Raw genomic sequence first — 23,871 nt, forward strand, 5'->3', positions numbered from 1 at the left:
GATCGCCCGGCGGCGGCGGTGGCGCTCCGGGCGCAGGCCGGGGGCTCCGCTGCCCCCACGGCGTATCGCGCTGATCACGGGGCCAGGCTATCTCTCCGGTCCGGGGGCCCGACATGACCCGTACGGGTGCGGGAACCCGCCGTTCCGTTGGGCGCGCTGGCCAGTACGCCCGTGCGACATGTGTCCGGCACACGCTCGGGTGTGACCAACCTCTCGCAGATGGGCGGGGTCAGGACGAGACTGGTCGGCAGGAGGACGGACCGCCCCGCCCTGCCACACTTCATGTCCCGACACACATCCACTCACCGCGACACATGTACTCACCGCACTCCTCACCGGGAGCCGTCATGGCAGCCAAGGTCCTGATCGTCACCGGCGACGCCGCCGAATCCCTCGAAGTCCTCTACCCCTACCAGCGGCTGCGCGAGGAGGGGTACGAGGTCCATGTCGCGGCTCCGTCCCGCAAGAAGCTCCAGTTCGTGGTCCACGACTTCGAGCCGGGCTTCGACACGTACACCGAGAAGCCGGGCTACACCCTCCCCGCCGACCTGGCCTTCGCGGAGGTCGAACCGGCGCAGTACGCGGCCGTCGTCATCCCGGGCGGCCGCGCCCCCGAATACCTCCGGGCCGACCCGGAGCTCCGCAAGATCCTCAAGTCCTTCTTCGACGCCGACAAACCGGTCGCCCAGATCTGCCACGGTCCGCTCCTGACCGCCGCGGTCGGAGAACTGGCCGGCCGCCGCGTCACGGCCTACCCGGCCCTTGAGATCGACATGCAGTCGGCGGGCGCCACCTACCAGGACGCCGAAGCGGTGGTCGACGGCACCCTGGTCTCCTCCCGCGCCTGGCCGGACCACCCCGCGTGGATGCGCGAATTCCTGAAGGTCCTCCGGCGGAAGGCCCCGCTGACCCAGCCCTGATTCCTGAGCGGCGGGATTCCCGAGCGGCGGGGCCGTCGGCGCCGGCCCCGCGCCTCAGGGGTCCTTTCACTATGCCCGTCCGGGTCGCACGCTCATAGTGAAAGGACCCCTCAGCCCACCAGCCCCCGCGCCATGTCCACCGCCTCCCCCAGCGTGTCCACCACCGGCACCCCCACCGCTTCCAGGCTCTTCCGGCTGTGCGAACCCCCCGTGTAGAGCACCGCCCGCGCCCCCACGTGCGCCGCAGCCACCGCGTCGTCGACCGCGTCGCCGATCACCACGGTCCGCTCGGCGGATATCGCGCCCCCCGCCGCCAGCGCGGCCAGATGGCGCTCCATGTGCTCCGCCTTGGTGCCCCCGGACGGCCCCGTTCGCCCGTCGACCCGGACGAAGTGCTCCTCGATCCCGTACCCCCGCACGACCGGCACCAGTTCCTCGTGCCCGTACATGCTCAGCAGCGACTGACTGCCGCCGTCCAGCCGCCACCGCGCCAGCAGCTCCCGGACCCCCGCCGTCAGTCCGCACACCGTCCGCCGCGCGATGTAGTGCCGGTGGAAGCACTCGTCCATGACGGCCCACTCGGCGTCCGTCGGCAGCCGCCCCATCAGCCGCTCGTAGAAGACGGGCACCGGTACGCAGTACAGCTCGCGGTACCGGTCGAGGGTGATCGGCTCCAGGCCCATCTCCGCGAACGCCGCGTTCGTCGCGCCGATGACGGCCTGGATGTCATCGAGAATCGTGCCGTTCCAGTCCCAGACCAGATGCGTGCTCTGCTTCCCCATGCCGAAAACCGTACCGGCAGGGTCCGACAACGCCCCGGCCGAGCGCTCCGAACGCCGCACACGGCGGGACCGCCGCCGCGTCGACGCGCCGCCCCCGAGGGCCGGAGCGGGCGGGGGCCGGAGCGGGCGGGGCCGGGCCCGCTCCGGCCGTCAGCCGATCAGCCCCGGAATCTCCTGCACCCCGTACCAGAGCAGCTCGTGGTCCTCCGCTCCGTCCACCGTGAACCGCGCGTCGTCGTCCCCGTGGTCCGCCGCGCCCAGCGCGGCCGCCGCGGCGGCGACGTCCGCCTCCGCCTCGTCCGAGTCGACGTGCACCGCGGCCGCCTTCGACAGGGCGACGGGGGACGCGATCCGCACCTCGCCGAGGCCCGCGCCGTCCGGGTCCCCCGGCCCCCGGTCGGGGTCCGCGACCGCCTCGCGGTCCGGCACGTCCGCGGCGACGACCACCCGGCGGCGCCCGGTACCGGGGTCGGCCGCGAGCAGCCGCAGCGACGCGGCGGCCGCCCGGTTCAGCGCCGCGTACTCCAGCTCCTCGATGTCGTCGGAGACGTACCACTCCCGCAGCCCGGGGGTCACGGCGTACGCGGTCAGCGGGCCCGGTCCCAGCTCCCCCGCCGTGTGCGCCTCCGCGAGACGGGACAGGGTCAGGGGAACGTAGACGCGCATGATCAAGCCACTTTCGTCGTCCGGAAGAGCATCTAAGGATACGTCCGGGGTGTCCCTCTTCGGAGTGACGCTCCACCGCCCTCGGACGTCCACCCCGTACCGCCCTCCGCCGGCGCATCGCACCGCTCCCGGCCTGGACACGGGCCCCCGTTCACCCGGATAGGTGACCTCACGGCAGCCCGGCCGCACCGGGCGCGGCCCTTGCGACCGCCCGTCGGCACACCGTAAAAGATGCCCCACCACAAGTTACTGCCCGGTATCGCTGCCGGGTCGGCAGAACGGGGGCGATCTGCATGAGCACGACCGATTCCACCACTCCCCGCGACACCACGAGAGACCGCGCGGCGGCCAGGACCATCGCCGGTACGAGTACGACGGCACCCGGCGGCGCACCCGGCACAGCACCGCGTCCGCTCTCCACCCGGCCGGCCGGGCCACGGGCCGCCGTCGCCCGGCCGGCGACCGGGCCACGCGCCACCGCCACCGCCACCGCCAGGCCGCCCGGCCGCCGCGACCAGCGCGGGCCCGGCACCGTACGGCCGCGGCGGCGCCCGCACGGACCACCGCCGCACGAGCTCTTCGCCGAGCGCCTGCTGGCCGTCCTCAGCGGCCTGCGCCCCGTCCACTGGATGCTCGGCCAGACCATCGGCTCGGCGTACGAACAACTCGTCCGGCTCGCTCCCGGCACCCCGCTCAGGGCCCGCGGCGCGGTGCCCGTGATCCGTACCTGCCGGGGCTTCCAGCCCCGGCCCGGCGTGATCGAGGCCGCTGCCAGCGTCGCGGCGGGCGAACAGGTCCGCGCCATGGCGTTCCGGCTGGAGCGGGGCACCGATCTGCGCTGGCGCTGCGCCGCCGTCGAGCTGGGCGGCGACCGCGTTCCGGCCCGCGCCGACGCCTGACCGCCCGCGCCGAGCGGGCCCGCGGCAGGCGGCAGGCGGCAGGCGGCACCGCACGCGTACGGGCCGGGACCCGCGCATCCCACGCGCGTCCCGGCCCGCACCCGAACCACCGGCCCGTACCCGGACCGGATGGCACTTCAACCGGACGGCGTCAAACGACGACAAGACCCGGTGACACGACCGACGACAGGACGGAAGAAGGACGGATGACACGACGGATGTCGGACATCCCGGGCCCGCCCCCGGCCGTAGCGGACCTACTTCTTACGGCGCCGCCCACCGCTCGCGCCCTTCTGCGCCTTGCGCCGCTCCGCACGCGTCATCCCGTCCGACGAGGACCGCGCGGGCCCCTCCGCGCTCTGGAAGTCGCCCTCGACGACACCGCCCTCACCGTCCACCGTGGGAGCGGAGAAGTGCAGCCGGTCCGGCCGCTGCGGGGCGTCCAGTCCCTTGGCGCGGATCTCCGGCCGGGCAGCGGCACCCGCCGGCACCGCGTCCTCCTTGGCGAGCGACGGGCGCTCGGCCTCGTCCTGCACCAGGACCTCCTCGACCTGCTGCTCGACCTGGACCTCCAGGTTGAACAGGTAGCCGACGGACTCCTCCTTGATGCCCTCCATCATGGCGTTGAACATGTCGAAGCCCTCGCGCTGGTACTCGACCAGCGGGTCCTTCTGCGCCATGGCGCGCAGGCCGATGCCCTCCTGGAGGTAGTCCATCTCGTAGAGGTGCTCGCGCCACTTGCGGTCCAGGACGGACAGCACGACCCGGCGCTCCAGCTCGCGCATGATGTCCGAGCCGAGCTGCTTCTCGCGCTCCTCGTACTGCTCGTGGATGTCGTCCTTGACGGACTCGGCGATGAACTCGGCGGTGATGCCCGCCCGGTCGCCGGTCGCCTCCTCCAGGTCCTCGACGGTGACCTTCACCGGGTAGAGCTGCTTGAACGCGCCCCACAGCCGGTCCAGGTCCCACTCCTCGGCGAAGCCCTCGACGGTCTCGGCCTGGATGTACGCGTCGATCGTGTCGTCCATGAAGTGACGCACCTGCTCGTGCAGGTCCTCGCCCTCCAGCACACGCCGGCGCTCGCCGTAGATGACCTCACGCTGGCGGTTGAGGACCTCGTCGTACTTCAGGACGTTCTTACGGGTCTCGAAGTTCTGCTGCTCGACCTGAGACTGGGCGGAGGCGATGGCGCGCGTCACCATCTTGTTCTCGATCGGGACGTCGTCCGGCACGTTCGCCATGGACATCACGCGCTCGACCATCTGCGCCTTGAACAGCCGCATCAGGTCGTCACCGAGCGACAGGTAGAAGCGGGACTCGCCCGGGTCGCCCTGACGCCCGGAGCGGCCGCGCAGCTGGTTGTCGATACGGCGCGACTCATGCCGCTCGGTGCCCAGGACGTAGAGCCCGCCGAGGGCCTTGACCTCCTCGAACTCCGCCTTGACCGCCTGCTCGGCCTTCTCCAGCGCGGCGGGCAGGGCGGCGGCCCACTCCTCCGCGTGCTCGACGGGGTCCAGGCCGCGCTGGCGCAGCTCCGCCTCCGCCAGGTCGTCCGGGTTGCCGCCGAGCTTGATGTCCGTACCGCGTCCGGCCATGTTCGTGGCGACCGTGACGGCGCCCTTGCGGCCGGCCTGGGCGACGATCGTCGCCTCCCGGTCGTGCTGCTTGGCGTTGAGCACCTCGTGCTGCACACCGCGCTTGTTGAGCTGCTGCGAGAGGTACTCGGACTTCTCGACCGAGGTCGTGCCGACCAGGATCGGCTGGCCCTTCTCGTGCTTCTCCACGATGTCGTCCACGACCGCCGCGAACTTGGCGACCTCGGTCCGGTAGATCAGGTCGGACTGGTCCATGCGCACCATGGGCCGGTTCGTCGGGATCGGCACGACGCCCAGCTTGTAGATCTGGTGGAACTCGGCGGCCTCCGTCATGGCCGTACCGGTCATGCCGGAGAGCTTGCCGTAGAGGCGGAAGAAGTTCTGGAGGGTGATCGTGGCGAGGGTCTGGTTCTCGTCCTTGATGTCCACCCCTTCCTTCGCCTCGATCGCCTGGTGCATGCCCTCGTTGTAGCGGCGGCCGGCGAGGATACGGCCGGTGTGCTCGTCGACGATCATGACTTCGCCGTCGATGACGACGTAGTCCTTGTCCTTCTTGAACAGTTCCTTGGCCTTGATGGCGTTGTTCAGATAACCGACGAGCGGGGTGTTCACCGACTCGTACAGGTTGTCGATGCCCAGCCAGTCCTCGACCTTGGAGACACCGGACTCGTGGATGCCGACCGTGCGCTTCTTCTCGTCGACCTCGTAGTCGCCGGTCTCCTCGATGCCCTTGAGCGGGTTGCCTGCCTCGCCCTTGGTCAGCCGGGTGACGAGCTTGGCGAAGTCCCCGTACCACTTCGTGGCCTGGTCGGCGGGGCCGGAGATGATCAGCGGCGTACGCGCCTCGTCCACGAGGATCGAGTCGACCTCGTCCACGATCGCGTAGTTGTGGCCGCGCTGCACGAGCTCTTCCTGGGACCACGCCATGTTGTCGCGCAGGTAGTCGAAGCCGAACTCGTTGTTCGTGCCGTACGTGATGTCGCAGCCGTACTGCTCGCGGCGCTGCGCGGGCGACATGTTGGCCAGGATGCAGCCGACCGTCAGCCCCAGGAACTTGTGGACGCGCCCCATCAGCTCGGAGTCGCGCTCCGCCAGGTAGTCGTTCACCGTGATCAGGTGCACGCCCTTGCCGGACAGCGCGTTCAGGTAGGCGGGCAGCGTGCCGACGAGGGTCTTGCCCTCGCCGGTCTTCATCTCGGCGACATAACCGAGGTGCAGCGCCGCACCGCCCATCAGCTGCACGTCGTAGTGGCGCTGGCCCAGGACGCGCTTGGCCGCCTCACGGACGGTCGCGAACGCTTCGGGGAGCAGGTCGTCCAGGCTCTCACCGTCGGCGTACCGTTCCTTGTACTCGGCGGTGAGTGCCTTCAACTCGGCGTCGGAGAGGGAGACGAAATCCTCTTCGATGGAGTTGACCTGGTCCGCGATGCGGTGCAGTTTGCGCAGGATCTTGCCTTCGCCTGCACGCATGAGCTTGTTGAAGACGGACACTGAGGTTGGTCTCCTTGCCGGTCGGGCCTGGCACGTGGGTGGTTGCGGACACGGGCGCGGGCACGGCAGGCGGGCCCCACCGCACCGGCCATCGTAAGCGAGGACATGGCCACGCCGGGAGGGCCGCCACCGAGCGAGCCCGCTGTCACCCACAAGGACAACGCGCGGAACCCCCGGAAGGTGCCGGTGGCCGGGGAAAAGCACTCGTGACGCCGGAATCCGGTCGGCAGAATCCGTTCATGGAGCCTCTCACACTCACCACCGAGCGCCTGCTGCTGCGCCCGCCCGTGGCCTCGGACGTCGATGCCATCCACGCGGCGTGCCAGGACCCCGCCATCCAGCGCTGGACCACCGTCCCTTCCCCGTACGAGCGGGGGCACGCGGAGGACTTCGTCGGCCGGATGGTCCCGGACGGCTGGCGCGACGACACGGAGTACGCGCTCGTCGTACAACTCCGTGCCGGCGGGCCGGTGATCGCGGCGCTCAGCCTGCACCACCCCCGGTCCTGGACCTGGGAGATCGGCTACTGGACCGCCAGGGAGCACCGGGGTCGCGGCTATATGACGGAGGCCGTGACGGCGATGTGCCGTTTCGCCTTCACCCGGCTGGGCGCGGTACGGGTCGAATGGCGCGCCGAGGCCGGCAACACGGCTTCGCGCGCCCTCGCGGAGAAGGCGGGCTTCGTGGTGGAGGGGATCCTGCGCGGCGGACTGCTCAACAAGAACACGCTGCGTGACTGCTGGATCGGCGGACTGCTCCCCTCGGACCTCGGTCTGCCGGCCCCCTGGCCGTACCTGCCCGCCCCCGACCGGGAGCGGTCCGCCGAGCCGAACGGCGCTGAGTGACGACCGCGTCGCATGGTGTCCGGCGCGCGTCGCGCCGTGTCCGCCGCGGCGCGGCCGGCGCGGCGCGGCCGGCGCGGCGCGGCCGGCGCGGCGCGGCCGGCGCGGCACCGACCGCCTCCGACCGGCTCCGACCGGCTCCGACGGAAGGTCCCGGACGGACCCGGGACGGGCCCGCTGTCAGTGGTGCCGTCTATCGTGCGGTCCATGACGACTGTGCCGCCCGCCACCGCCGAGCTGTCCGCCGACGAAGCCCGCCGTATCGCGCTGCGCGCCCAGGGATTCCTCGGCGCCCCTGACCGGCGGGGCGGAGTGCGCGGGGTGCTGCGCCACCTCGGCGCGGTCCAGCTCGACACGATCTCGGTGCTCGCCCGGTCGCACGAGCTGATCCCGTACGCGCGGCTGGGCGCCGTCGGCCGCAAGGCGGTCGAGGACGCGTACTGGACGCCGCCCGCCGACGGCACGGCCCCGCCCCGGCCGCACGCCTTCGAGTACTGGTCGCACGCGGCCTGCGTCCTGCCGGTCGAGGAGTGGCCCTACTTCGCCTTCCGCCGACGCGCCTACCGGGCCCGCCCGCACTGGTACCACGAGCTGGCGGACGGCGCGTACGACGCCGTGATCAAGCAGCTGCGCGCGGAAGGTCCGCTGACCGCCACGGAACTGGGCGGCGCGAAGAACGGCGGACCGTGGTGGGACTGGTCCGAGGCGAAGGTCGCCGTCGAGCGCGCGCTGATGTACGGCGAGGTCGTGTGCACGGGGCGGCGCGGCTGGAAGCGCGTCTACGACCTCGCCGAGCGGGCCGTCCCGGCCGAGCTGCTGCACGACGACCTCGACGACACCGAGTGCCTGCGCCGGCTCGTGGGGCTCGCGGGCCAGGCCCTCGGTGTGGGGACCCGCGCCGACATAGCCGACTACCACCGCCTCAAGGGGGAGCAGGTCGACGCGGTGATCTCCGCATCGGGGCTGGTACCCGTGACCGTCCAGGGGTGGGGGAAGCCGGCCTGGGCCGACCCGGAGGCGCTGGCGACCGTCCCGCGTGGCCGGCACCGCACGACCCTGCTGTCCCCCTTCGACTCCCTCATCTGGGAGCGGGCCCGTACGGAGCGGATCTTCGGCTTCACGCACCGGCTGGAGGCGTACGTGCCCAAACCCAAGCGGGTGTACGGCTACTTCGCGATGCCGCTGCTGTCCGGCGGCCGGCTGCTGGGCCGGGTCGACCCGGCCCGCGAGGGCGCCACCCTGGTGGCGAAGCAGGTGTCGCTGACCGGGCCGAAGGCCGTGCGCCCCATGGCCCGAGCGCTCCGCGAGGCGGCGGAGTGGGTGGGCTGCTCGGACGTACGGGTGGACCGGATCGACGCCCCGGAACTGCGCGCGCCCCTGGTCGAGGAACTCACCTCGCTCTGAAAGCCCGGCGGAACAGTCGTCCGCCGAAGCCGGCTCGCGCGACTGCCCTCATTCGCGAATGCCGCCACTCGCGGGGACCGTCAGCGGATCTCCAGGATCTTCTCGCGCATCGCGTAGACGACGGCCTCCATCCTGGAGTGCAGCTGGAGCTTCTCCAGGATGTTGCGGACATGGTTCTTGACGGTGTTCTCGGAGATGAACAACTCCTTGGCGATGTCACGGTTGTTCATCCCCGTGGCCACCAGCTTGAGCACCTCCAGCTCCCGGTCGGTCAAGCGCGGGGCGGGGACGAGCCTGCGCTCGTCCGTGCGCTGGATCATCGACTTGAACTCGGTGAGCAACTTGGCGGCCATGGACGGACTGATCTGTGACTGCCCGTCGGCCACCGCACGGATCGCGGTGGACACCTCGTCGGTGGAGATCTCCTTCAGGAGGTAGCCGGTGGCGCCCGCCTTGATCGCGTCGTAGAGATCGGCCTCCTCGTCGCTGATCGTCAGCATGATGATTTTCGCGCTGGGTGCCACCTCCTTGATGGAGGTGCATGCCTCGATACCGCCGCGCTTGGGCATCCGGACATCCATCAGCACGATGTCCGGCAGCAGGTCCGCGGCCTTGTCCACCGCCTCCGCGCCGTCCCCGGCCTCCCCGACGACCTGGATGTCCTCTTCCTGCGCGAGAACGATCTCGAGCCCGCGCCGGAAGAGCGCGTGATCGTCCACCACCAGGACCCGGATCGGCTCCTTGCGGGAACCGTCCCGCCCGTCCTGGTCCCGCTCGGCATCGGACCGGGCACCGCCGAACGTCCCGTCGGCACCGTCCGCGCGCTGCACCGGTCCGAAGCTGTTCATCGTTCCTCCCCCTGGAGGCCGGGGCCCGAAGGTCATGAGTGCTGCCCAACCGCAGTACTCGGGCGAGCCGTTGGCGTGCGCCCCCATGATTTCATGCCGCGAGGGGGAGCGGTGATCCTTGGGGAGAACAGGACGGGCCCCGAAGCGCGCGGGAGCATTCGGGGCACGCGTCCGAGCACGGCCCTCAGCCGCCGAGAGCGCCTCCGGCCCCGCCGACCTCCGAATCGGCCAGGGGGTCCGTACGGAGGTGGATGACGCCGTAGTCGTAGGCATGGCGCCGGTAGACGACGCTCGGTTCCTTGGTGTCGGAGTCGATGAACAGATAGAAGTCGTGACCGACCAGCTCCATTTCGTAGAGCGCCTGGTCGAGGGTCATGGGCGCGGCGACGTGGTTCTTCTCACGGACCACCAGCGGCCCTTCGCCCTGGACCCGGAGCGGGCCGACCATCGTGGTGGGTACGGCGGCCTCGTCGGGCTGCGGCTCGGGGCTCGCGCCGTTCGCGTTCAACTGGGCCACGCCAGGAACGACATCGGGTACCTCGGCCGCCGACAGCCGCCCGTTTCCACGGCGGTTGTGGCGCTTCTCGTGCTGCTTGCGCAGCCGGGCCTCCAACTTGCCCGTGGCGAGATCGAGCGCCGCGTACGGATCGGCCGCCGCCGCCTCCGCACGGATCACGGGGCCGCGGGAGCGGAGCGTGATCTCCACTCGGTCGCACCGGTCGGCCTGCCGCGGGTTGTGCTCCTTGGACACCTCGACGTCGAGGCTGATCACCTTGCCGTCGAGCTTCTGGATCTTCTCCAGCTTCAGCTTCTCGGCCACGTGCTTGCGGAACCGCTCGGGCACCTCGGTCTTGCGGCCCTTGACGACGATGTCCACGCAGAACTCCGTTCCCGGATCACTCCGCCTCATCGCGGAGTTACTCCCTGTTGCACCAGACCCCAGTCATCTCCGGGGCCTCGGACTTGGCGACTTTCACCTCCTCCTCCCCCGTCGGCATGATCCCCACCCCCACGAATCCCGAGGTCTGAAAACGCCGAAGGCAACACCACCGCATTCCACGGGTCACGGCATTCCGCCACTCCTCATAACCGAACATAGCCCTCTCGGGCCCGTGCCGACACCCGCTACCGGCACGTACCTCTGTTCAGCTGTTTTCTTCCCTCTCCATCTGAAACGAAGCAAGATCCAGGTCAGTTCCGGTTGATTTCGAAGGAGAGCGCCGGCGCGGCCACGACCGCCGCGCTCACCTGTACGCGGGCGGACATCGCCGCCCCGGGCAGCGCCGCCCCGGCAACCGCCGGCGAGACGGACGAGGCCACCGGCACCATCGCGGCGCGCAGGGCCCGCGCCGCCTCGGCGAGCGAGGCACCGGTCGTCATGAGGTCGTCCACCAGCACGACCCGGCCGGCCGCCAGCAACCGCGCGCCGCCGACGGGCACCTCCAGCGCGCCGGACAGATTCACCGCACGCTGGCGCGCGCCGAGGCCCGACTGGTCCGCCACCGTACGTCGCTGTCCGAGCACCGGCAGCACCCGCCCCGGCCGCCCCGCGCGCCGCAGCTCGGCCGCCGCGGCCAGCGCGATCCGCCGTGCCGCGTCATGACCACGCGCCCCGACCGCGCGCCGGGTGGACGGCACCGGGACCAGCAGCAGCGGCCCCACGCCCGTACCCGGCGGTACTGCCGCCTGCACCGCACCGGCCAGCGCCCGCCCCAGCGGGGCCGCCAGCCCGAGCGCCCCACGCTCCTTGTGCGCCAGCAGCACGGCCCGTACGGCGTCCTCGTACGGCGCGGCCGCGTGGACCACCGGCAGCCCCGCGGGCTCCGGCGCCGGGCGCACCCGGCCCGCCCACGTCCCGTACAGCGCACGACCGCAGTCGTCGCACAACGGTGTCCTGGGACTGCCACAGCCGCCACAGGCGGCCGGCAGCACCAGGCCGGTGATCTCCCGCCACCACCCGCGCATGCCAGACACTGTGCCAACGACCGGGCGCCCCGGCCAACCCCCTGTGGACAACTTCCCCGGGCGGACAGACCGGGGAGGGGCACGGAACCGACGGCCGAAAAGGCATCGGCGGACCGTGGCCGGACAAGGCCGACGAGCCGGAACGCCGCAGGCCGGCCGGGACGAACCCGGTCAGCCGGGCCGGCCGGCACGATCCCCGTCGGCCGGGCCGACCGGTGGCGGGGACAGTTCCGGTCAGCCCGGATACACCGGTGACGACCCCGTCTCGACCATGGTCTGCCAGTTCGCCCCGCTGGGCAGCCGTACGATCCCGGCATCCTGGGAATCCGCCACCAGCGGCTGGTTCTCGTCATCCCCCGCCGCGATCGCCGTCACCTGGTTCACGCCGGGCAGCACACCGGACGCCGACGTGGACCCGTCGGTCTGTATGTAGCGCACCTGCTGCACTCCGCCGGCCTCCTTGCCGACCACGACCAGGCGGCTCGGCCCCGCCCACGACATGGCGGTCACCGTCTCCATCTGCGGTGCCGCCGATTGCAGCTCCGCCACCGAGACCACGGGGTCGGTGGCGTCGGCATGCCGCTCCACGCGCCCGATCTGCAGCATGGTGCGCCCGTCCTTCGACAGCTGCAGCGCGATCCGCACGCCGTCCGCCGACACCCGCAGCCCCTTGATGCGCGCACCGTCCAGTCCCTCGACGGTGACGGTCTGCGGCGTCCCCTTGCCGCCGGCGAATCGCAGCAGGCGCGGCTCGTCGGGGTTCCGGTCCGCGACCCACAGATCGCCGCGCCCGTCCCAGCTGGGTGCCGTCAGCCGGTCCTCCGGCCCGGTGCCATGACTGGAAACCAGCGGGTCGCCCAGCTCGCTGTCCGAGAGGATCGACGACACATACAGCGACTTGCCGTCCCCGGTCACCCCCGCCGCGCGCCTCTCGTCACGCGCCACCCCGACCGCGCCGAGCTTCACGGTCCCGTCGCCGAACGGCCCGGCCACCGGCGTCGGGCTGCCGGGCTCCTCGTTACCCGCCCGCAGGAGGGCCAGCCGTCCGGGCTCGTCCACGTAGTACGGATCGTCGCCGCGTCCCGTACCACGGTCGGCGGCGAACTCCTCGGCCTGATCCCCGCTGAGCACACAGAGCGAGGATCCGTCGGCCAGCAGCTCGACCTGCCCGACAGGGGTGGCAGTGAGGTCCCGCAGGGTGAACAGCAGCTGCGCCGCCATCTTCCGGCACTGGGTCCGCCCCGCCTTGGCCGCCTTGCCGTTCAGCGGCACCTTGAGCGCGTTGCGGTCGTCGAACTCCAGCGTTCTGGTGTCCTTCTCCAGCCCCGTGCCCTGGGGAAAGGCCGACTCGACAACCGGCTTCAACCAGTTGGTCGGACCGTCGAGGAGCACCTTCACCGCCTGGGTGACGGGATCCATCCGCGTGGTGGGGTCTATCCGCTGCCGGATGTAGACGGGGTCGGCGACGAGCGAGTTCTGCTCCGAGGCGAAGTAGTACTTGTTCACGGAACGGTAGTTCCGCTGGAAGTCCGACTCCCCCAGCACGAGCCCCTGCGGCAGGCTGTCTATCCGCCATTCCTTCTTGCCGTCCGCCACGGTCTGCTGCACGAGGTGGATGGCCTGGTTGTACGTCGCGGGCTCCGCCGGGTGGTAGACGTGGGAGGCGTCCACATCGGCGATCCGGTCGCCGTACAGCGGGTACGTGAGACCCGGGCCCTGACCACTGGCCGGTTCCTTGGGGCCCGCGGGGTCCGGGGCGGTGCGCAGCACCGTCGTACCGGCCCCCGGCTCCCAGTAGTCCGACGCCGCCTTCGTCAGATACTTCCTGGCCATCGCGAAATCCGGGTCGTCACTGGTCATGGCCTCGAGGAAGCCATCGACGATCTCGTCGGGCTCCGCCTTCTCACGCGGCGGCACGGCATAGACCCGGACCTGCGACTCGCCCGCCGGTGACGCCTTGACCGGCTCCACCTCGCCGCTGTCCGGGACCGAGCCGCAACCGCTCAGCAGCAGCCCCAGCGTTCCCAGCAGCACCACCGGCGAGGTGATACGCCGCCTCCGGCCCAAGCCGTACCGACGACCGCGGTCAGCGCCCACGTACCGTGTCCTCCCGATCCGGCGCCCCATGCCGCTCGTGCTTCTCACGCTTCTCGTCGTCCGTCCCGCTCGCCGCCGTGTCCCGGCCCTCCGGACCGCTCTGCCCGGAGGAGTCGCCCGAACGCCGCCCCGAGGAGTTCGTGTGGCGCTCCGCGGAGGGGCGCGGCACCACCCGGGCACCGCTGCCGGGCAACGCCGCCGGATCCACCGCCGCCGCGGCCGCGCCGACGGCCGGAGAGGCGGCGCCCGGCAGTACGGGCCGGTCGGGCCGTGGCTGGGCCGGCACACTCGACAGCCGCTGGCCGCCTTCCTTGCGCTCCGGGGCGCCCGCGCGCTCGCGGTTGCGCCGGGAGTCCTCGGGCTCCAGCGGTATGGGCGAGCCGCGCAGCGCCTCGTCCGCCGTACGGGGCAGGGTCAGCCGGAACTGGGAGCCCCCGCCGGGCTCGCCCCAGGCCTGCAGCCAGCCGCCGTGCAGCCGCGCGTCCTCCACGGCGATCGACAGCCCGAGCCCGGTGCCTCCGGTGGTACGCGCCCGGGCGGGGTCGGCCCGCCAGAAGCGGTTGAAGACCCGGGTGGCCTCGCCGGGCTTGAGCCCCACCCCGTAGTCGCGCACGGCCACCGCGACCGCCCCGCCCGCCGCGCCCATCCGTACGACGACGTCGCGGCCCTCCCCGTGCTCGACGGCGTTCACAACCAGGTTGCGCAGCACCCGCTCGACCCGGCGGGCGTCGGCCTCCGCGACCACCGGCTGATCGTCCCCGACGACCCGGATCCGGCTGCCCTTGCGCTCGGCCAGCGGCTCGGCGCCGCCGATCACCCGCCGTACCACGTCCCGCAGGTCTATCGGCTCGGCCTCCAACGCAGCCGCCCCCGCGTCGAACCGGCTGATCTCCAGCAGGTCCGACAGGAGCGACTCGAAACGGTCGAGCTGGTCCCCGAGCAGCTCCGCCGACCGCGCCGTCACCGGATCGAAGTCACCGCGTGCCTCGTGGATGACGTCGGCGGCCATCCGTACGGTCGTCAGCGGCGTGCGCAGTTCGTGCGAGACGTCGGAGACGAAGCGCCGCTGCATCCGGGAGAGCTCCTCCAGCTGCTGGATCTTGAGCTGGAGGTTCTGCGCCATCTTGTTGAACGCTTCGCCGAGCCGGGCGATGTCGTCCTCGCCGGTGACCTTCATCCGCTCCTGGAGCCGGCCGGTCGAGAGCCGCTCCGCGATCCCGGCGGCCATCCGTACGGGCGTCACGACCTGCCGCACCACCAGCCAGGCGATGGCCCCGAGCAGTACGACGACGAACAGCCCCGCCGTCGCGATCGTCCCGTTGACCAGGTTGAGCGACTGCTGCTCCTGGGTCAGCGGAAAGAGGTAGTAGAGCTCGTAGGCGTTGCCGTCGATGTCGTTCAGCCGCTTGCCGATGATCAGCCCCGGCTCCGGCTCACGGGCCTCGGTCGCGCCGGTGTAACTGATCTTGGCGTACGTCTGGTACACCCCGGTGCCCTGGGCCACCGCGCTCCGCAGATCGGCGGGAACGCTGGAGAAATCCACCCCGCCCGAGACCCGGGGCGCCCTGCTCGTGGAGGCCACGTCCTGCGTGTCCGTGCTGAGCGCCACCACGTTGAACGCCCCGGGGCCGCCACTGGCGAGCTGTTCCACCAGGTCGGACCGCCAGTTGACCGAGTTCTGCGTCTTCCCGCCGCCCGAGTCGCCGTCGCGGCCACCGATCGCGGCCGACGCGTCGGCCTTCTCCTTCGCCACGGTGAACCCACCGGCCGCCTGGCTCTGTGCCGCCTTCTCCTTGGCCTCGAGCAGGCCGTTGCGCACCTGCCCGATGACGACGATCCCCAGCAACAGCACCACGCCGAGCGACATCAGCAGCGTGGTCACGACCACCCGCAACTGGATGTTGCGCCGCCACAACCGGACGGCCGGCAGCAGCGGGCGCCTCACCCAGCGCACCAGCAGCCGCAGCACCGGCCCGCCCGGCGAACCGTCCTGGAGCAACCGACCGCTGCGCACCAGCCGGGCGAACCACACGAACGCACGCCCCGGACCGGCGGCCCGCCCCATGCGGCCCCCTTGCTTCCCGGACTTCGGCGCAGCGCCGCCGCCGGTCATGTCAGCTCGGTCCTGCCTTGTACCCGACACCGCGGACGGTCACCACGATCTCCGGCCGCTCGGGGTCCTTCTCGACCTTGGACCGCAGCCGCTGGACATGCACATTGACCAGCCGGGTGTCCGCGGCGTGCCGGTAGCCCCACACCTGCTCCAGGAGCACCTCACGGGTGAACACCTGCCACGGCTTGCGCGCCAGCGCCACCAGCAGGTCGAACTCCAGCGGAGTCAGGGCGATGGACTGCCCGTCCCGCTTCACCGAGTGCCCCGCGACATCGATGACCAGGTCACCTATGACCAGTTGTTCCGGCGCGGGCTCCTCCGACCTGCGCAGCCGCGCCCTGATCCGGGCCACCAGTTCCTTGGGCTTGAACGGCTTGACGATGTAGTCGTCGGCGCCGGACTCCAGGCCGACCACCACATCGACCGTGTCGCTCTTGGCTGTCAGCATGACGACCGGCACCCCGGACTCGGCCCTGATGAGCCGGCACACCTCGATACCGTCCCGCCCGGGCAGCATGAGATCCAGCAGCACCAGATCCGGCTTCGTCTCCCGGAAGGCGGCCAGCGCCTTGTCCCCGTCCGCTACAAACGAGGGCTCGAAACCTTCACCACGGAGCACAATCCCGAGCATCTCGGCCAGTGCGGTGTCGTCATCGACGACAAGGACACGTCCCTTCATACCGACATCATCCCATTAGCTCATCGTTACCTTGGCGTGACCTGACACACAGCTGCGCGATCCCGTCCCTGGTCACCGGGGACAGCACGCCACATTCGGTGACGACGGCCGTCACCAGTTCCGGGGGTGTGATGTCGAAAGCCGGGTTGTACGCCTGCGATCCCAACGGCGCCACCGGCACCCCGCCTCCCTTCTCCGCTCCCGCCACCGCCGCCTGCGGCGCCGTGAGCTCCGTCACCTCCTGTCCCGGCCGCTGTTCCACCTCGATCGCCGCGCCGTCCGGCGTGTCCAGGTCAACCGTCGTGGTCGGGGCGACCACGACGAACGGCACATGGTGGTACTTGGCCAGCACGGCCAGCGGATAACTCCCCACCTTGTTGGCCACCGAGCCATCGGCGGCGATCCGGTCCGCCCCTATCAGGACGGCGTCCACCTCCCCCGCCGCGAACAGCGAGCCGGCGGCATTGTCCGTGAGCACCGTGTACGCCATCCCGCTACGGGCCGCCTCGTACGCCGTCAGCCGGGCGCCCTGGAGCAGGGGACGGGTCTCGTCCACCCACAGGCGCCGCAGCCGGCCGGCCCGGTGGGAGGACAGCGCCACGGCGAACGCGGTGCCCTCCCCACCCGAGACGAGCGCTCCGGTGTTGCAGTGCGTCAGGATCCGGTGGCCGCCACCCGGCAGCAGCTCATCGAGGAGACTAAGCCCAAAGGCCGCCATCCGCGCACTGGCCTCGGCATCCTCCCGGTGCAACGCCCTCGCCTCGGCCAGCGCGGCGGCCGCCGCCCGCGCCAGGTCCTCGTCCGCTTCCAGAGCCGCCCGGTAGGCGTCCCTCGCCCGCCGCACCCCGTAACCGAGGTTCACCGCGGTGGGCCGCGCCCCTGCCAACTGCTCCGCCGCGTCCTCCACGTCGTAGCCGCGTACGGCGGCCAGTGCCACCCCGTACGCGCCGGCGATGCCCAGCAAGGGCGCACCCCGCACCGCCAGCTCCCGGATCGCCCGCACCAGCGCGGGCACATCGGTGCAGACCCGTTCGGTTTCCTCGCCAGGAAGCCTGGTCTGGTCGAGAAGTGCCAGGACGGGCCCTTCCGGCGGCTCGTCCCAGCGGATCGAAGGCAGCATGGACGGCTCCGCGCCGACCGCGATTCGTGCGCTCTGCTCAGACATCCGCTCAGTCTGCCCGCTGCCACACGGACAATGAAGGTCAGCGCGACGGCGAGTAGGAGACCAAGAAGGAGACGCAGCCCCCGGTCCACCGGAACGCGGCACGTGGCACGATGGCAACCGGGCCGCCGCCCCGCCCCGCGGCAAGGCACCGACGAAACGCCGGCTCGCCGAGCCGGCCCCGCAGAGAAGCCACGAGGTGGACGACCGTGAACGACACTCCGGGCTGGGCCTCGCCCGGATCCGCCCCGTCCGACGGCCAGGACGCCACGGTGCCCCGGCCCTCCGAGCCCGCCGATGGCGGCGGCGCCTCTTCGAAGTGGTCCGCCGCCCAGCCGCCGGCCGGTCAGTGGTCGCCGCCGAGCGGCCCCGACAGCGCCCCTGCCCCCGCGCCCGGACCGGCCGCGGGCTGGGGCGGCCCGTCCCACACCGGCGGCCCCGGCCACAACGGACCGCATCACGGCTGGGGAGCGCCCCCCGCCGCCAAGCCCGGCGTGATCCCGCTCCGCCCGCTCGGTATCGGTGAGATTCTGGATGGTGCCGTCTCCACCCTGCGCGCCCACTGGCGCGCGGTGCTCAGTGTCACCCTCGTGGTCGCCGTCGTCTCCCAGATCGGCGACATCCTCGTCCAGCGCTACCTCCTGCCCGCGCCGGTAGAGGTCGACCCGAACGCGAGCCCGTCGGAAGCCCTCGACCAGGCGGCCGACTCCGCCAAGGCGAGCCTGGTCGCACTGGCCCCCTCGCTGGCCATCACGCTGATCGGCACTCTCTTCACCACGGCGGTCCTCACCGTGGTGATCAGCCGCTCGGTGCTCGGACGCCCCGTCACCCTCTCCGACGCCTGGCGCGAGGCCCGGCCCCGTCTTCCCCAACTCCTCGGTCTCACGCTGCTGCTGCCACTGATCAGCGTGGCCATCACCATGGTCGGCATCGGCCCCGGACTGTTGATCGGATCGGCCGGGGGCGTCGCCCTCACCTTCCTCGGGGGCACGGCCGCCGTCGTCGTGGCCATCTGGCTGATGATCCGTTTCAGCCTCGCCTCCCCCGCGCTCATGCTGGAGCGCCAGGGCGTCATCGCCTCCATGCGCCGCTCCGCCAAACTGGTGCACAACGCCTGGTGGCGCGTCTTCGGCGTCCAGGCCATCACCCTCCTGCTGACCTTCCTCGTCTCCCTGGTCATCGGCATCCCCTTCGGGATCATCGCCATGGCGGTGGACGGTGACGGTCTCGGCGGACTGCTCTCCGGCAGCAGCCCGGAATTCGGCTGGCCGTACCTGATCATCAGCGGCATCGGCGCGGTCATCGCGTCGGCGATCACCTACCCGATCTCCGCCGGCGTGACCGCCCTGCTCTACGTGGACCAGCGCATCCGCCGCGAGGCTCTCGACCTCGAACTGGCCCGGGCCGCGGGCGTCCCCGGTTACGGATCCGACCGTCCCGGCCACGGTCCGACCGGAAGCTGATGCGGTGTTCACCCCGGGGGGAGCCACGGCGCGAAGGCTGATCCGCGTCAGCGACGACATACCGCTCGACACCCCCCGGGTTCCCGCCCGCGAGGCGGCGGAACGCGAGCTGACCAAGCCGATGTACCACGAGAACAACCCCAACCTCCTCCGGCGTGCGATCGACCGCTTCTGGGAATGGGTCGGTGAACTCTTCGACTCCGCCTCCGGCATCGCTCCCGGCGGCCCACTCGGCCTCCTGGTCATCGCCGCACTCGTCGTGGCTCTCGGCGCCGCGCTCTGGTGGCGTCTCGGCACCCCCCGCCGGTCGGCCGGGCGGCGGACGGAGCTCTTCGACCAGGCCCCCCGCAGCGCGGCGGAACACCGCGCCGCCGCCGACACCCACGCCGCCACCGGCCGCTGGGCCCAGGCGGTCCAGGAGCGAATGCGCGCCATCGTCCGCTCCCTGGAGGAGCGTGCCCTGCTCGACCCGCGCCCTGGCCGCACCGCCGACGAAGCCGCGTCCGAAGCCGGCCGCGCACTCCCCGACCACGCGGACCGACTGCGCGCCGCCGCCGGGGAATTCGGTGCCATCGCGTACGGAGGCCATGCCGCCGACGAACGGACGTACCTGCGCCTGCGAGACCTCGACGTCGACCTGGAACGAGCCACACCGCGACTGAGCACCGTGTCCGGAGGAAACGCCACGTGACCTCCTCCACCAGTCCCACCTCGCTCGCCCCCACCCCCCGCCAGATCTGGAACCGGGGCCGCGGCCTGCTCGTCGCCTTTCTCATCCTGCTGACGGCCGGAATCACGATGGCCGCCCTCCGCTCCGGAGACCAGCACGGCCGTCTCGACCCGCGCTCCGCCGACCGGTACGGCAGCCGCGCCGCCGCCGAACTGCTCAAGAGCAGTGGGGTCTCGGTCGACGTCGCCGGCACATTGGACGAGGCCACCGCCGCAGTGGGCCCCGACACCACCCTGCTGGTCACCGATCCGGACCTGCTCACCCCCCACCAACAGCGCACCCTGCACGCCGCGACGGCCCCCTCGGGTGGCCGGACCGTCCTGCTCGGCGCCGGCGCCCCTTCCATCAGCGAGCTGGCCCCCGGTGTCCGTACCGACCTCCCCGCCCCGGTCGGCGTTCTGTCCCCCGAGTGCTCCCTGCCCGCCGCCCAACGGGCCGGGAAGGTCGAACTCGGCGGCGAACGGTACGTCACACGGCTCGCCGGTGCCGACGCCTGCTACCGGAACGACGGCGCGCCGACCCTGCTCAGAATCGAGCGCCCCGCGCCCGCCGCGGACAACGGCTCCGGCACGGAACCCGGCGACACCGTCCTGCTCGGCTCGCCGGACCTTCTGTACAACGACCTTCTCGACGAACAGGGCAACGCCTCCCTCGCCCTGCAGCTCCTCGGCTCCCGGCCTCATCTCGTCTGGTACCTCCCCTCATTGAGTGACGCCTCCGCGACCGAAGGCGGTGACGGCGGTGGGAACAGCGGCGAGAGCCGCTTCCTCGAACTCATTCCGTCCGGCTGGCTCTGGGGCGCCTTCCAGCTCTTCCTGGCAGCCGTACTCGCCGCGGTCTGGCGCGCACGCCGACTCGGCCCCCTCGTATCCGAACGGCTCCCCGTCGCCATCAGGGCATCGGAGTCGGCCGAGGGCCGCGCCCGTCTCTACCGCAAGGCGAACGCGCGCGACCGCGCCGCCACGGTCCTGCGCTCGGCCGCCCGCGACCGTCTCGCCTCCCTCCTGGCAGTGCCTCCCACCGAGGCCCACCGCCCCGACGCCCTGCTCCCGGCGCTCTCCGCCCGACTCCCCACCACCGAGAGGGACCTGAGCGACTTGCTCTTCGGCCCGACGCCGTCCGACGACGCCGCCCTCATCAGCCTGGTGGACCAACTCGACGCCCTCGAAAGAGAGGTACGCACCTCATGACCGCCCCGACCACACAGACCGCTGAGAACTCGGACGACGCCCGTGCTTCCCTGGAGGCGCTGCGTACCGAGATCGCCAAGGCGGTGGTCGGCCAGGACCCCGCCGTCACCGGGCTCGTCGTCGCTCTTCTCTGCCGTGGCCACGTTCTCCTCGAAGGAGTCCCCGGTGTCGCCAAGACCCTTCTGGTGCGGGCGCTCGCCGCGTCTCTCGAACTCGACACGAAGCGCGTCCAGTTCACCCCGGACCTGATGCCCGGCGACATCACCGGATCCCTCGTCTACGACGCCAGGACCGCCGAGTTCTCCTTCCAGCCCGGCCCCGTGTTCACCCATCTCCTGCTGGCCGACGAGATCAACCGCACGCCGCCCAAGACACAATCAGCGCTTCTCGAGGCGATGGAGGAACGGCAGGTCACGGTCGACGGCACGCCGCGCTCGCTGCCCGACCCGTTCCTGGTCGCCGCCACCCAGAACCCGGTCGAGTACGAGGGCACTTATCCCCTTCCCGAAGCCCAGCTCGACCGCTTCCTCCTCAAACTGACCGTGCCCCTGCCCACCCGCGAAGACGAGATCAATGTGCTGACGCGGCATGCCGAAGGCTTCAACCCACGTGATCTTCAGGGAGCGGGGGTACGGCCCGTCGCGGGGCCCGCCGACCTGGAATGCGCACGGGCGGCCGTCGCGCGCACCTCCGTCTCGCCCGAGATCGCGGGCTATGTCGTCGATATCTGCCGTGCCACTCGTGAATCCCCCTCACTCACTCTCGGTGTCTCACCGAGAGGCGCCACCGCCCTGCTCTCCACCGCGCGCGCCTGGGCCTGGCTCACCGGTCGCGACTACGTCATCCCCGACGACGTGAAGGCGCTGGCGCTCCCCACACTCCGCCACCGCGTCCACCTGCGCCCCGAGGCCGAGATGGAGGGAGTCACCGCAGACTCCGTCATCACCGCGATCCTCGCCCATGTCCCCGTTCCGCGCTGATGCGGTGAACGACCATGGCCCTCACCGGACGCACCGCGCTTCTCGCCGCTCTTGGCACTCTCCCCATCGGCTTCCTCGCCCCCAGCTGGGTCGGGCTCCTTGCCGTCAACGCCCCGCTCGCCCTAGCAATTCTGTACGACTACGCCTTGGCCGCACCAGTCCGAAAGCTCCGATTCACCCGAAGCGGTGACACGTCAGTTCGACTGGGTGACGAGGCCGAGGTCCACCTCACCGTCACCAATACGTCGAGCCGACCGCTGCGCGCCCAGCTCCGCGACGCCTGGCCCCCCAGCAGCTGGCCGGCCCCGGCCCAGCAGGCTCCACAGGCTCATCAGGCCTCGTCCCGGCACAAAACGACCGTGCCCGCCGGAGAACGCCGCAGGATCACCACGCTCCTCCGTCCCACGCGCCGTGGCGACCGGCACGCGGCACGCGTCACGGTCCGCTCGTTCGGACCGCTGGGCTTGGCGGCCCGGCAAGGCAGCCACGACGTGCCCTGGACCGTGCGGGTTCTGCCATCGTTCGCCAGCCGTAAGCACCTGCCGTCCAAACTCGCCCGACTTCGCGAGCTCGACGGCCGTACAAGCGTGCTGACACGCGGCGAGGGAACAGAGTTCGACAGTCTGCGGGATTACGTGCCGGGCGACGACACACGCAGCATCGACTGGCGGGCCACGGCGCGCCAGTCCGGTCTCGCCGTACGGACCTGGCGCCCCGAACGCGACCGCCACATCCTGGTCGTGCTCGACACCGGCCGCACCTCAGCCGGACGGGTCGGCGATGTGCCACGCCTCGACGCGGCCATGGACGCCACGCTTCTCCTCACCGCTCTCGCCACCCGCGCCGGCGACCGAGTGGACCTCCTCGCCTACGACCGGCGCATCCGCGCCCACGTCCAGGGCCGCTCGGCGAGCGATGTGCTGCCCGCCATGGTCAACGCGTTCGCCCCGCTCGAACCGGCGCTGATCGAGACGGACGCCCGCGGCCTCGGCGCGGCCACGCTCGGACACGCGCGGCGTCGGTCGCTCGTCGTCCTTCTCACAAGTCTCGAGGCGGCTCCCGTCGAGGAGGGCCTGCTGCCCGTCCTTCCGCGGCTCACCCAGCGCCACACGGTCCTGGTCGCCTCGGTCGCCGACCCTTACATCGAGGAAATGAGCGCGGGACGAGGCACAGTGGACGCCGTCTACGGGGCAGCGGCAGGGGCACAAGCACAGAGTCAGCGGCGCCGGACGGCAGAACAGTTGCAGCGCCACGGGGTCACCGTCGTGGACACCGTTCCGGACAAGCTCGCTCCTGCCCTGGCTGACGCATATCTCGCACTCAAAGCTGCTGGGCGCCTCTGAGGGGTACGTGGAACCGCCGGCGGCTGACCTGCGCCCGGCGCAGCCCACGGCGTGATTCAACAGAGGTGGCGTCCTGCTACTGGCCTCGGGAAAGAAGCCAAGCGGACGGGGTGCTCCGTTACCGTCAGCCCGCATGAGAGCCATTCAATTCACCGAGTACGGTCCGCCCAACGTTGTTCACGTCGCCGAGACGAAGCTCCGAATGCCGGACGGAACGAGGTCCGTATCGCCGTAAGAGCATCCGGCGTATCACCCGGCGAGATGCGCATCCGCTCCGGGGTGCTACGTGACGTGGTGCCCATGACGTTCCCGTATCGGACCGGATTCGACGCCGCAGGTGTCGTGGACCAGGTCGGCGGCGGCGTCACAGGTGTCGCCATGGGCGACAAGGTGTTCGGTATGACCAGTCCGGTCGCGCGTGGAGCCCATGCCGACTTCACAGTTCCACGACTTCCTTAGTTCCCTCGGAGCAGAGCCGACGACGTACGGGGGCGGGTCTCGTCGAGCGGATCCGCGCGATGGCACAGGCCGGGGTGGACGCGGTGTTCGACTGCGCCGGCGGATCGCTGCCGGACCAGCAGGAGTGTCCGGCCAAACCGCACATAAACGCAGGTATGCCCCGCACCGAAGAAACCACAGGCTCCTTCAACACGGGGCATACCCACAACAATTGTTCGGCGGCGTCCTACTCTCCCACAGGGT

General features: G+C 71.3%; 20 protein-coding genes and 1 pseudogene. 11 read left to right on the forward strand and 10 right to left on the reverse strand.

The features are described from left to right. The first annotated feature begins 347 nt into the window (after positions 1 to 347). Complete coding sequence (locus IG02_RS0118870; RefSeq protein ID WP_030749034.1) at positions 348 to 920, forward strand: DJ-1/PfpI family protein; 573 nt, start codon at positions 348 to 350, stop codon at positions 918 to 920. A gap of 110 nt (positions 921 to 1,030) precedes the next feature. Here IG02_RS0118870 and IG02_RS0118875 read toward each other — a convergent pair whose 3' ends face one another. Together IG02_RS0118875 and IG02_RS0118880 are read right to left on the reverse strand one after the other, a co-directional pair. Next, positions 1,031 to 1,702, reverse strand: coding sequence for an HAD family hydrolase (locus IG02_RS0118875; RefSeq protein WP_030749036.1), 672 nt, complete (start codon positions 1,700 to 1,702; stop codon positions 1,031 to 1,033). Positions 1,703 to 1,852: 150 nt separating this feature from the next. Then, positions 1,853 to 2,368, reverse strand: a complete 516-nt coding sequence (locus IG02_RS0118880; RefSeq protein WP_030749038.1) for a DUF6912 family protein — start codon at positions 2,366 to 2,368, stop codon at positions 1,853 to 1,855. A gap of 482 nt (positions 2,369 to 2,850) precedes the next feature. Between IG02_RS0118880 and IG02_RS36620 the strand changes: the two are divergent. Beyond that, a pseudogene (locus IG02_RS36620) lies at positions 2,851 to 3,267 on the forward strand (Rv3235 family protein); the annotation flags it as partial. A 257-nt stretch (positions 3,268 to 3,524) separates the two neighbouring features. Here IG02_RS36620 and secA read toward each other — a convergent pair. Continuing rightward, a complete protein-coding gene (gene secA, locus IG02_RS0118890) occupies positions 3,525 to 6,353 on the reverse strand; it encodes a preprotein translocase subunit SecA (RefSeq protein ID WP_030749044.1) in 2,829 nt (942 codons plus the stop codon). Between the two features lie 239 nt (positions 6,354 to 6,592). On the opposite strand from secA, the gene IG02_RS0118895 reads away from it, so the two are divergent. Together IG02_RS0118895 and IG02_RS0118900 are read left to right on the forward strand one after the other, a co-directional pair. Further along, positions 6,593 to 7,198, forward strand: a complete 606-nt coding sequence (locus IG02_RS0118895; protein WP_051765313.1) for a GNAT family N-acetyltransferase — start codon at positions 6,593 to 6,595, stop codon at positions 7,196 to 7,198. A 204-nt stretch (positions 7,199 to 7,402) separates the two neighbouring features. Next, positions 7,403 to 8,599 (forward strand): winged helix-turn-helix domain-containing protein, encoded by a 1,197-nt coding sequence (locus tag IG02_RS0118900; protein ID WP_030749050.1) that lies wholly within the window; start codon positions 7,403 to 7,405, stop codon positions 8,597 to 8,599. An 80-nt stretch (positions 8,600 to 8,679) separates the two neighbouring features. Here the strand turns inward: IG02_RS0118900 and IG02_RS0118905 are convergent, their stop codons facing one another. The 7 genes from IG02_RS0118905 to mtnA form a co-directional block, all read right to left on the reverse strand. Next, positions 8,680 to 9,447, reverse strand: coding sequence for a response regulator (locus IG02_RS0118905; RefSeq protein ID WP_030749053.1), 768 nt, complete (start codon positions 9,445 to 9,447; stop codon positions 8,680 to 8,682). A 184-nt stretch (positions 9,448 to 9,631) separates the two neighbouring features. Next, positions 9,632 to 10,324, reverse strand: a complete 693-nt coding sequence (gene hpf, locus IG02_RS0118910; protein WP_030749056.1) for a ribosome hibernation-promoting factor, HPF/YfiA family — start codon at positions 10,322 to 10,324, stop codon at positions 9,632 to 9,634. Between the two features lie 314 nt (positions 10,325 to 10,638). After that, on the reverse strand, positions 10,639 to 11,412 hold the full coding sequence (locus IG02_RS0118920) for a ComF family protein (protein ID WP_030749059.1): 774 nt from the start codon (positions 11,410 to 11,412) through the stop codon (positions 10,639 to 10,641). A 234-nt stretch (positions 11,413 to 11,646) separates the two neighbouring features. Continuing rightward, the gene (locus IG02_RS0118925; protein ID WP_078854597.1) at positions 11,647 to 13,509 is read right to left on the reverse strand and encodes an LpqB family beta-propeller domain-containing protein; all 1,863 of its coding nucleotides are present in this window, start codon (positions 13,507 to 13,509) and stop codon (positions 11,647 to 11,649) included. Continuing rightward, entirely contained in the window at positions 13,499 to 15,622 is a 2,124-nt protein-coding gene (gene mtrB, locus IG02_RS0118930; protein ID WP_078854598.1) for an MtrAB system histidine kinase MtrB, read from the reverse strand. The genes IG02_RS0118925 and mtrB overlap by 11 nt, the downstream gene beginning before the upstream one ends. Position 15,623: 1 nt before the next feature. Then, positions 15,624 to 16,301 carry a two-component system response regulator MtrA gene (mtrA, locus tag IG02_RS0118935; RefSeq protein ID WP_030749068.1) on the reverse strand — a complete coding sequence of 226 codons (678 nt, stop codon included), beginning with the start codon at positions 16,299 to 16,301 and terminating at the stop codon, positions 15,624 to 15,626. 7 nt (positions 16,302 to 16,308) lie between these two features. Next, positions 16,309 to 17,466 (reverse strand): S-methyl-5-thioribose-1-phosphate isomerase, encoded by a 1,158-nt coding sequence (mtnA, locus tag IG02_RS0118940; protein ID WP_030749071.1) that lies wholly within the window; start codon positions 17,464 to 17,466, stop codon positions 16,309 to 16,311. 206 nt (positions 17,467 to 17,672) lie between these two features. Here mtnA and IG02_RS0118945 point away from each other — a divergent pair, with 206 nt between their 5' ends. The 7 genes from IG02_RS0118945 to IG02_RS42920 form a co-directional block, all read left to right on the forward strand. Then, positions 17,673 to 18,926 (forward strand): DUF7544 domain-containing protein, encoded by a 1,254-nt coding sequence (locus IG02_RS0118945; RefSeq protein ID WP_030749074.1) that lies wholly within the window; start codon positions 17,673 to 17,675, stop codon positions 18,924 to 18,926. Between the two features lie 4 nt (positions 18,927 to 18,930). After that, on the forward strand, positions 18,931 to 19,617 hold the full coding sequence (locus tag IG02_RS0118950; RefSeq protein WP_051765273.1) for a DUF4129 domain-containing protein: 687 nt from the start codon (positions 18,931 to 18,933) through the stop codon (positions 19,615 to 19,617). Beyond that, positions 19,614 to 20,846: a DUF4350 domain-containing protein gene (locus tag IG02_RS0118955; protein WP_030749079.1), complete on the forward strand. Its 1,233-nt coding sequence runs from the start codon at positions 19,614 to 19,616 to the stop codon at positions 20,844 to 20,846. Before IG02_RS0118950 ends, IG02_RS0118955 begins: the two co-directional genes overlap by 4 nt. Further along, positions 20,843 to 21,826: an AAA family ATPase gene (locus tag IG02_RS0118960; protein ID WP_030749082.1), complete on the forward strand. Its 984-nt coding sequence runs from the start codon at positions 20,843 to 20,845 to the stop codon at positions 21,824 to 21,826. Before IG02_RS0118955 ends, IG02_RS0118960 begins: the two co-directional genes overlap by 4 nt. A 14-nt stretch (positions 21,827 to 21,840) precedes the next feature. Continuing rightward, positions 21,841 to 23,169: a DUF58 domain-containing protein gene (locus tag IG02_RS0118965; RefSeq protein WP_030749085.1), complete on the forward strand. Its 1,329-nt coding sequence runs from the start codon at positions 21,841 to 21,843 to the stop codon at positions 23,167 to 23,169. Between the two features lie 261 nt (positions 23,170 to 23,430). Further along, complete coding sequence (locus IG02_RS43920; RefSeq protein ID WP_420707763.1) at positions 23,431 to 23,628, forward strand: alcohol dehydrogenase catalytic domain-containing protein; 198 nt, start codon at positions 23,431 to 23,433, stop codon at positions 23,626 to 23,628. A 59-nt stretch (positions 23,629 to 23,687) separates the two neighbouring features. After that, on the forward strand, positions 23,688 to 23,871 hold a 184-nt coding region (locus tag IG02_RS42920), incomplete at its 3' end, for a hypothetical protein (protein WP_234314807.1).

This window comes from Streptomyces sp. NRRL F-5135 (assembly GCF_000719775.1).
Lineage (GTDB): Bacteria > Actinomycetota > Actinomycetes > Streptomycetales > Streptomycetaceae > Streptomyces > Streptomyces hebeiensis.

Excerpts from the sequence above, each read along its gene's own strand:
- mtrA (WP_030749068.1), bottom strand. The coding sequence starts at position 16,301 with ATGAAGGGACGTGTCCTTGTCGTCGATGACGACACCGCACTGGCCGAG.
- mtnA (WP_030749071.1), bottom strand. The coding sequence starts at position 17,466 with ATGTCTGAGCAGAGCGCACGAATCGCGGTCGGCGCGGAGCCGTCCATG.
- IG02_RS43920 (WP_420707763.1), top strand. The coding sequence starts at position 23,431 with ATGCGCATCCGCTCCGGGGTGCTACGTGACGTGGTGCCCATGACGTTC.
- IG02_RS0118905 (WP_030749053.1), bottom strand. The coding sequence starts at position 9,447 with ATGAACAGCTTCGGACCGGTGCAGCGCGCGGACGGTGCCGACGGGACG.
- IG02_RS0118965 (WP_030749085.1), top strand. The coding sequence starts at position 21,841 with ATGGCCCTCACCGGACGCACCGCGCTTCTCGCCGCTCTTGGCACTCTC.
- IG02_RS0118895 (WP_051765313.1), top strand. The coding sequence starts at position 6,593 with ATGGAGCCTCTCACACTCACCACCGAGCGCCTGCTGCTGCGCCCGCCC.
- IG02_RS0118960 (WP_030749082.1), top strand. The coding sequence starts at position 20,843 with ATGACCGCCCCGACCACACAGACCGCTGAGAACTCGGACGACGCCCGT.
- IG02_RS0118880 (WP_030749038.1), bottom strand. The coding sequence starts at position 2,368 with ATGCGCGTCTACGTTCCCCTGACCCTGTCCCGTCTCGCGGAGGCGCAC.
- IG02_RS0118920 (WP_030749059.1), bottom strand. The coding sequence starts at position 11,412 with ATGCGCGGGTGGTGGCGGGAGATCACCGGCCTGGTGCTGCCGGCCGCC.
- IG02_RS0118870 (WP_030749034.1), top strand. The coding sequence starts at position 348 with ATGGCAGCCAAGGTCCTGATCGTCACCGGCGACGCCGCCGAATCCCTC.
- IG02_RS0118900 (WP_030749050.1), top strand. The coding sequence starts at position 7,403 with ATGACGACTGTGCCGCCCGCCACCGCCGAGCTGTCCGCCGACGAAGCC.
- mtrB (WP_078854598.1), bottom strand. The coding sequence starts at position 15,622 with ATGACCGGCGGCGGCGCTGCGCCGAAGTCCGGGAAGCAAGGGGGCCGC.
- IG02_RS0118875 (WP_030749036.1), bottom strand. The coding sequence starts at position 1,702 with ATGGGGAAGCAGAGCACGCATCTGGTCTGGGACTGGAACGGCACGATT.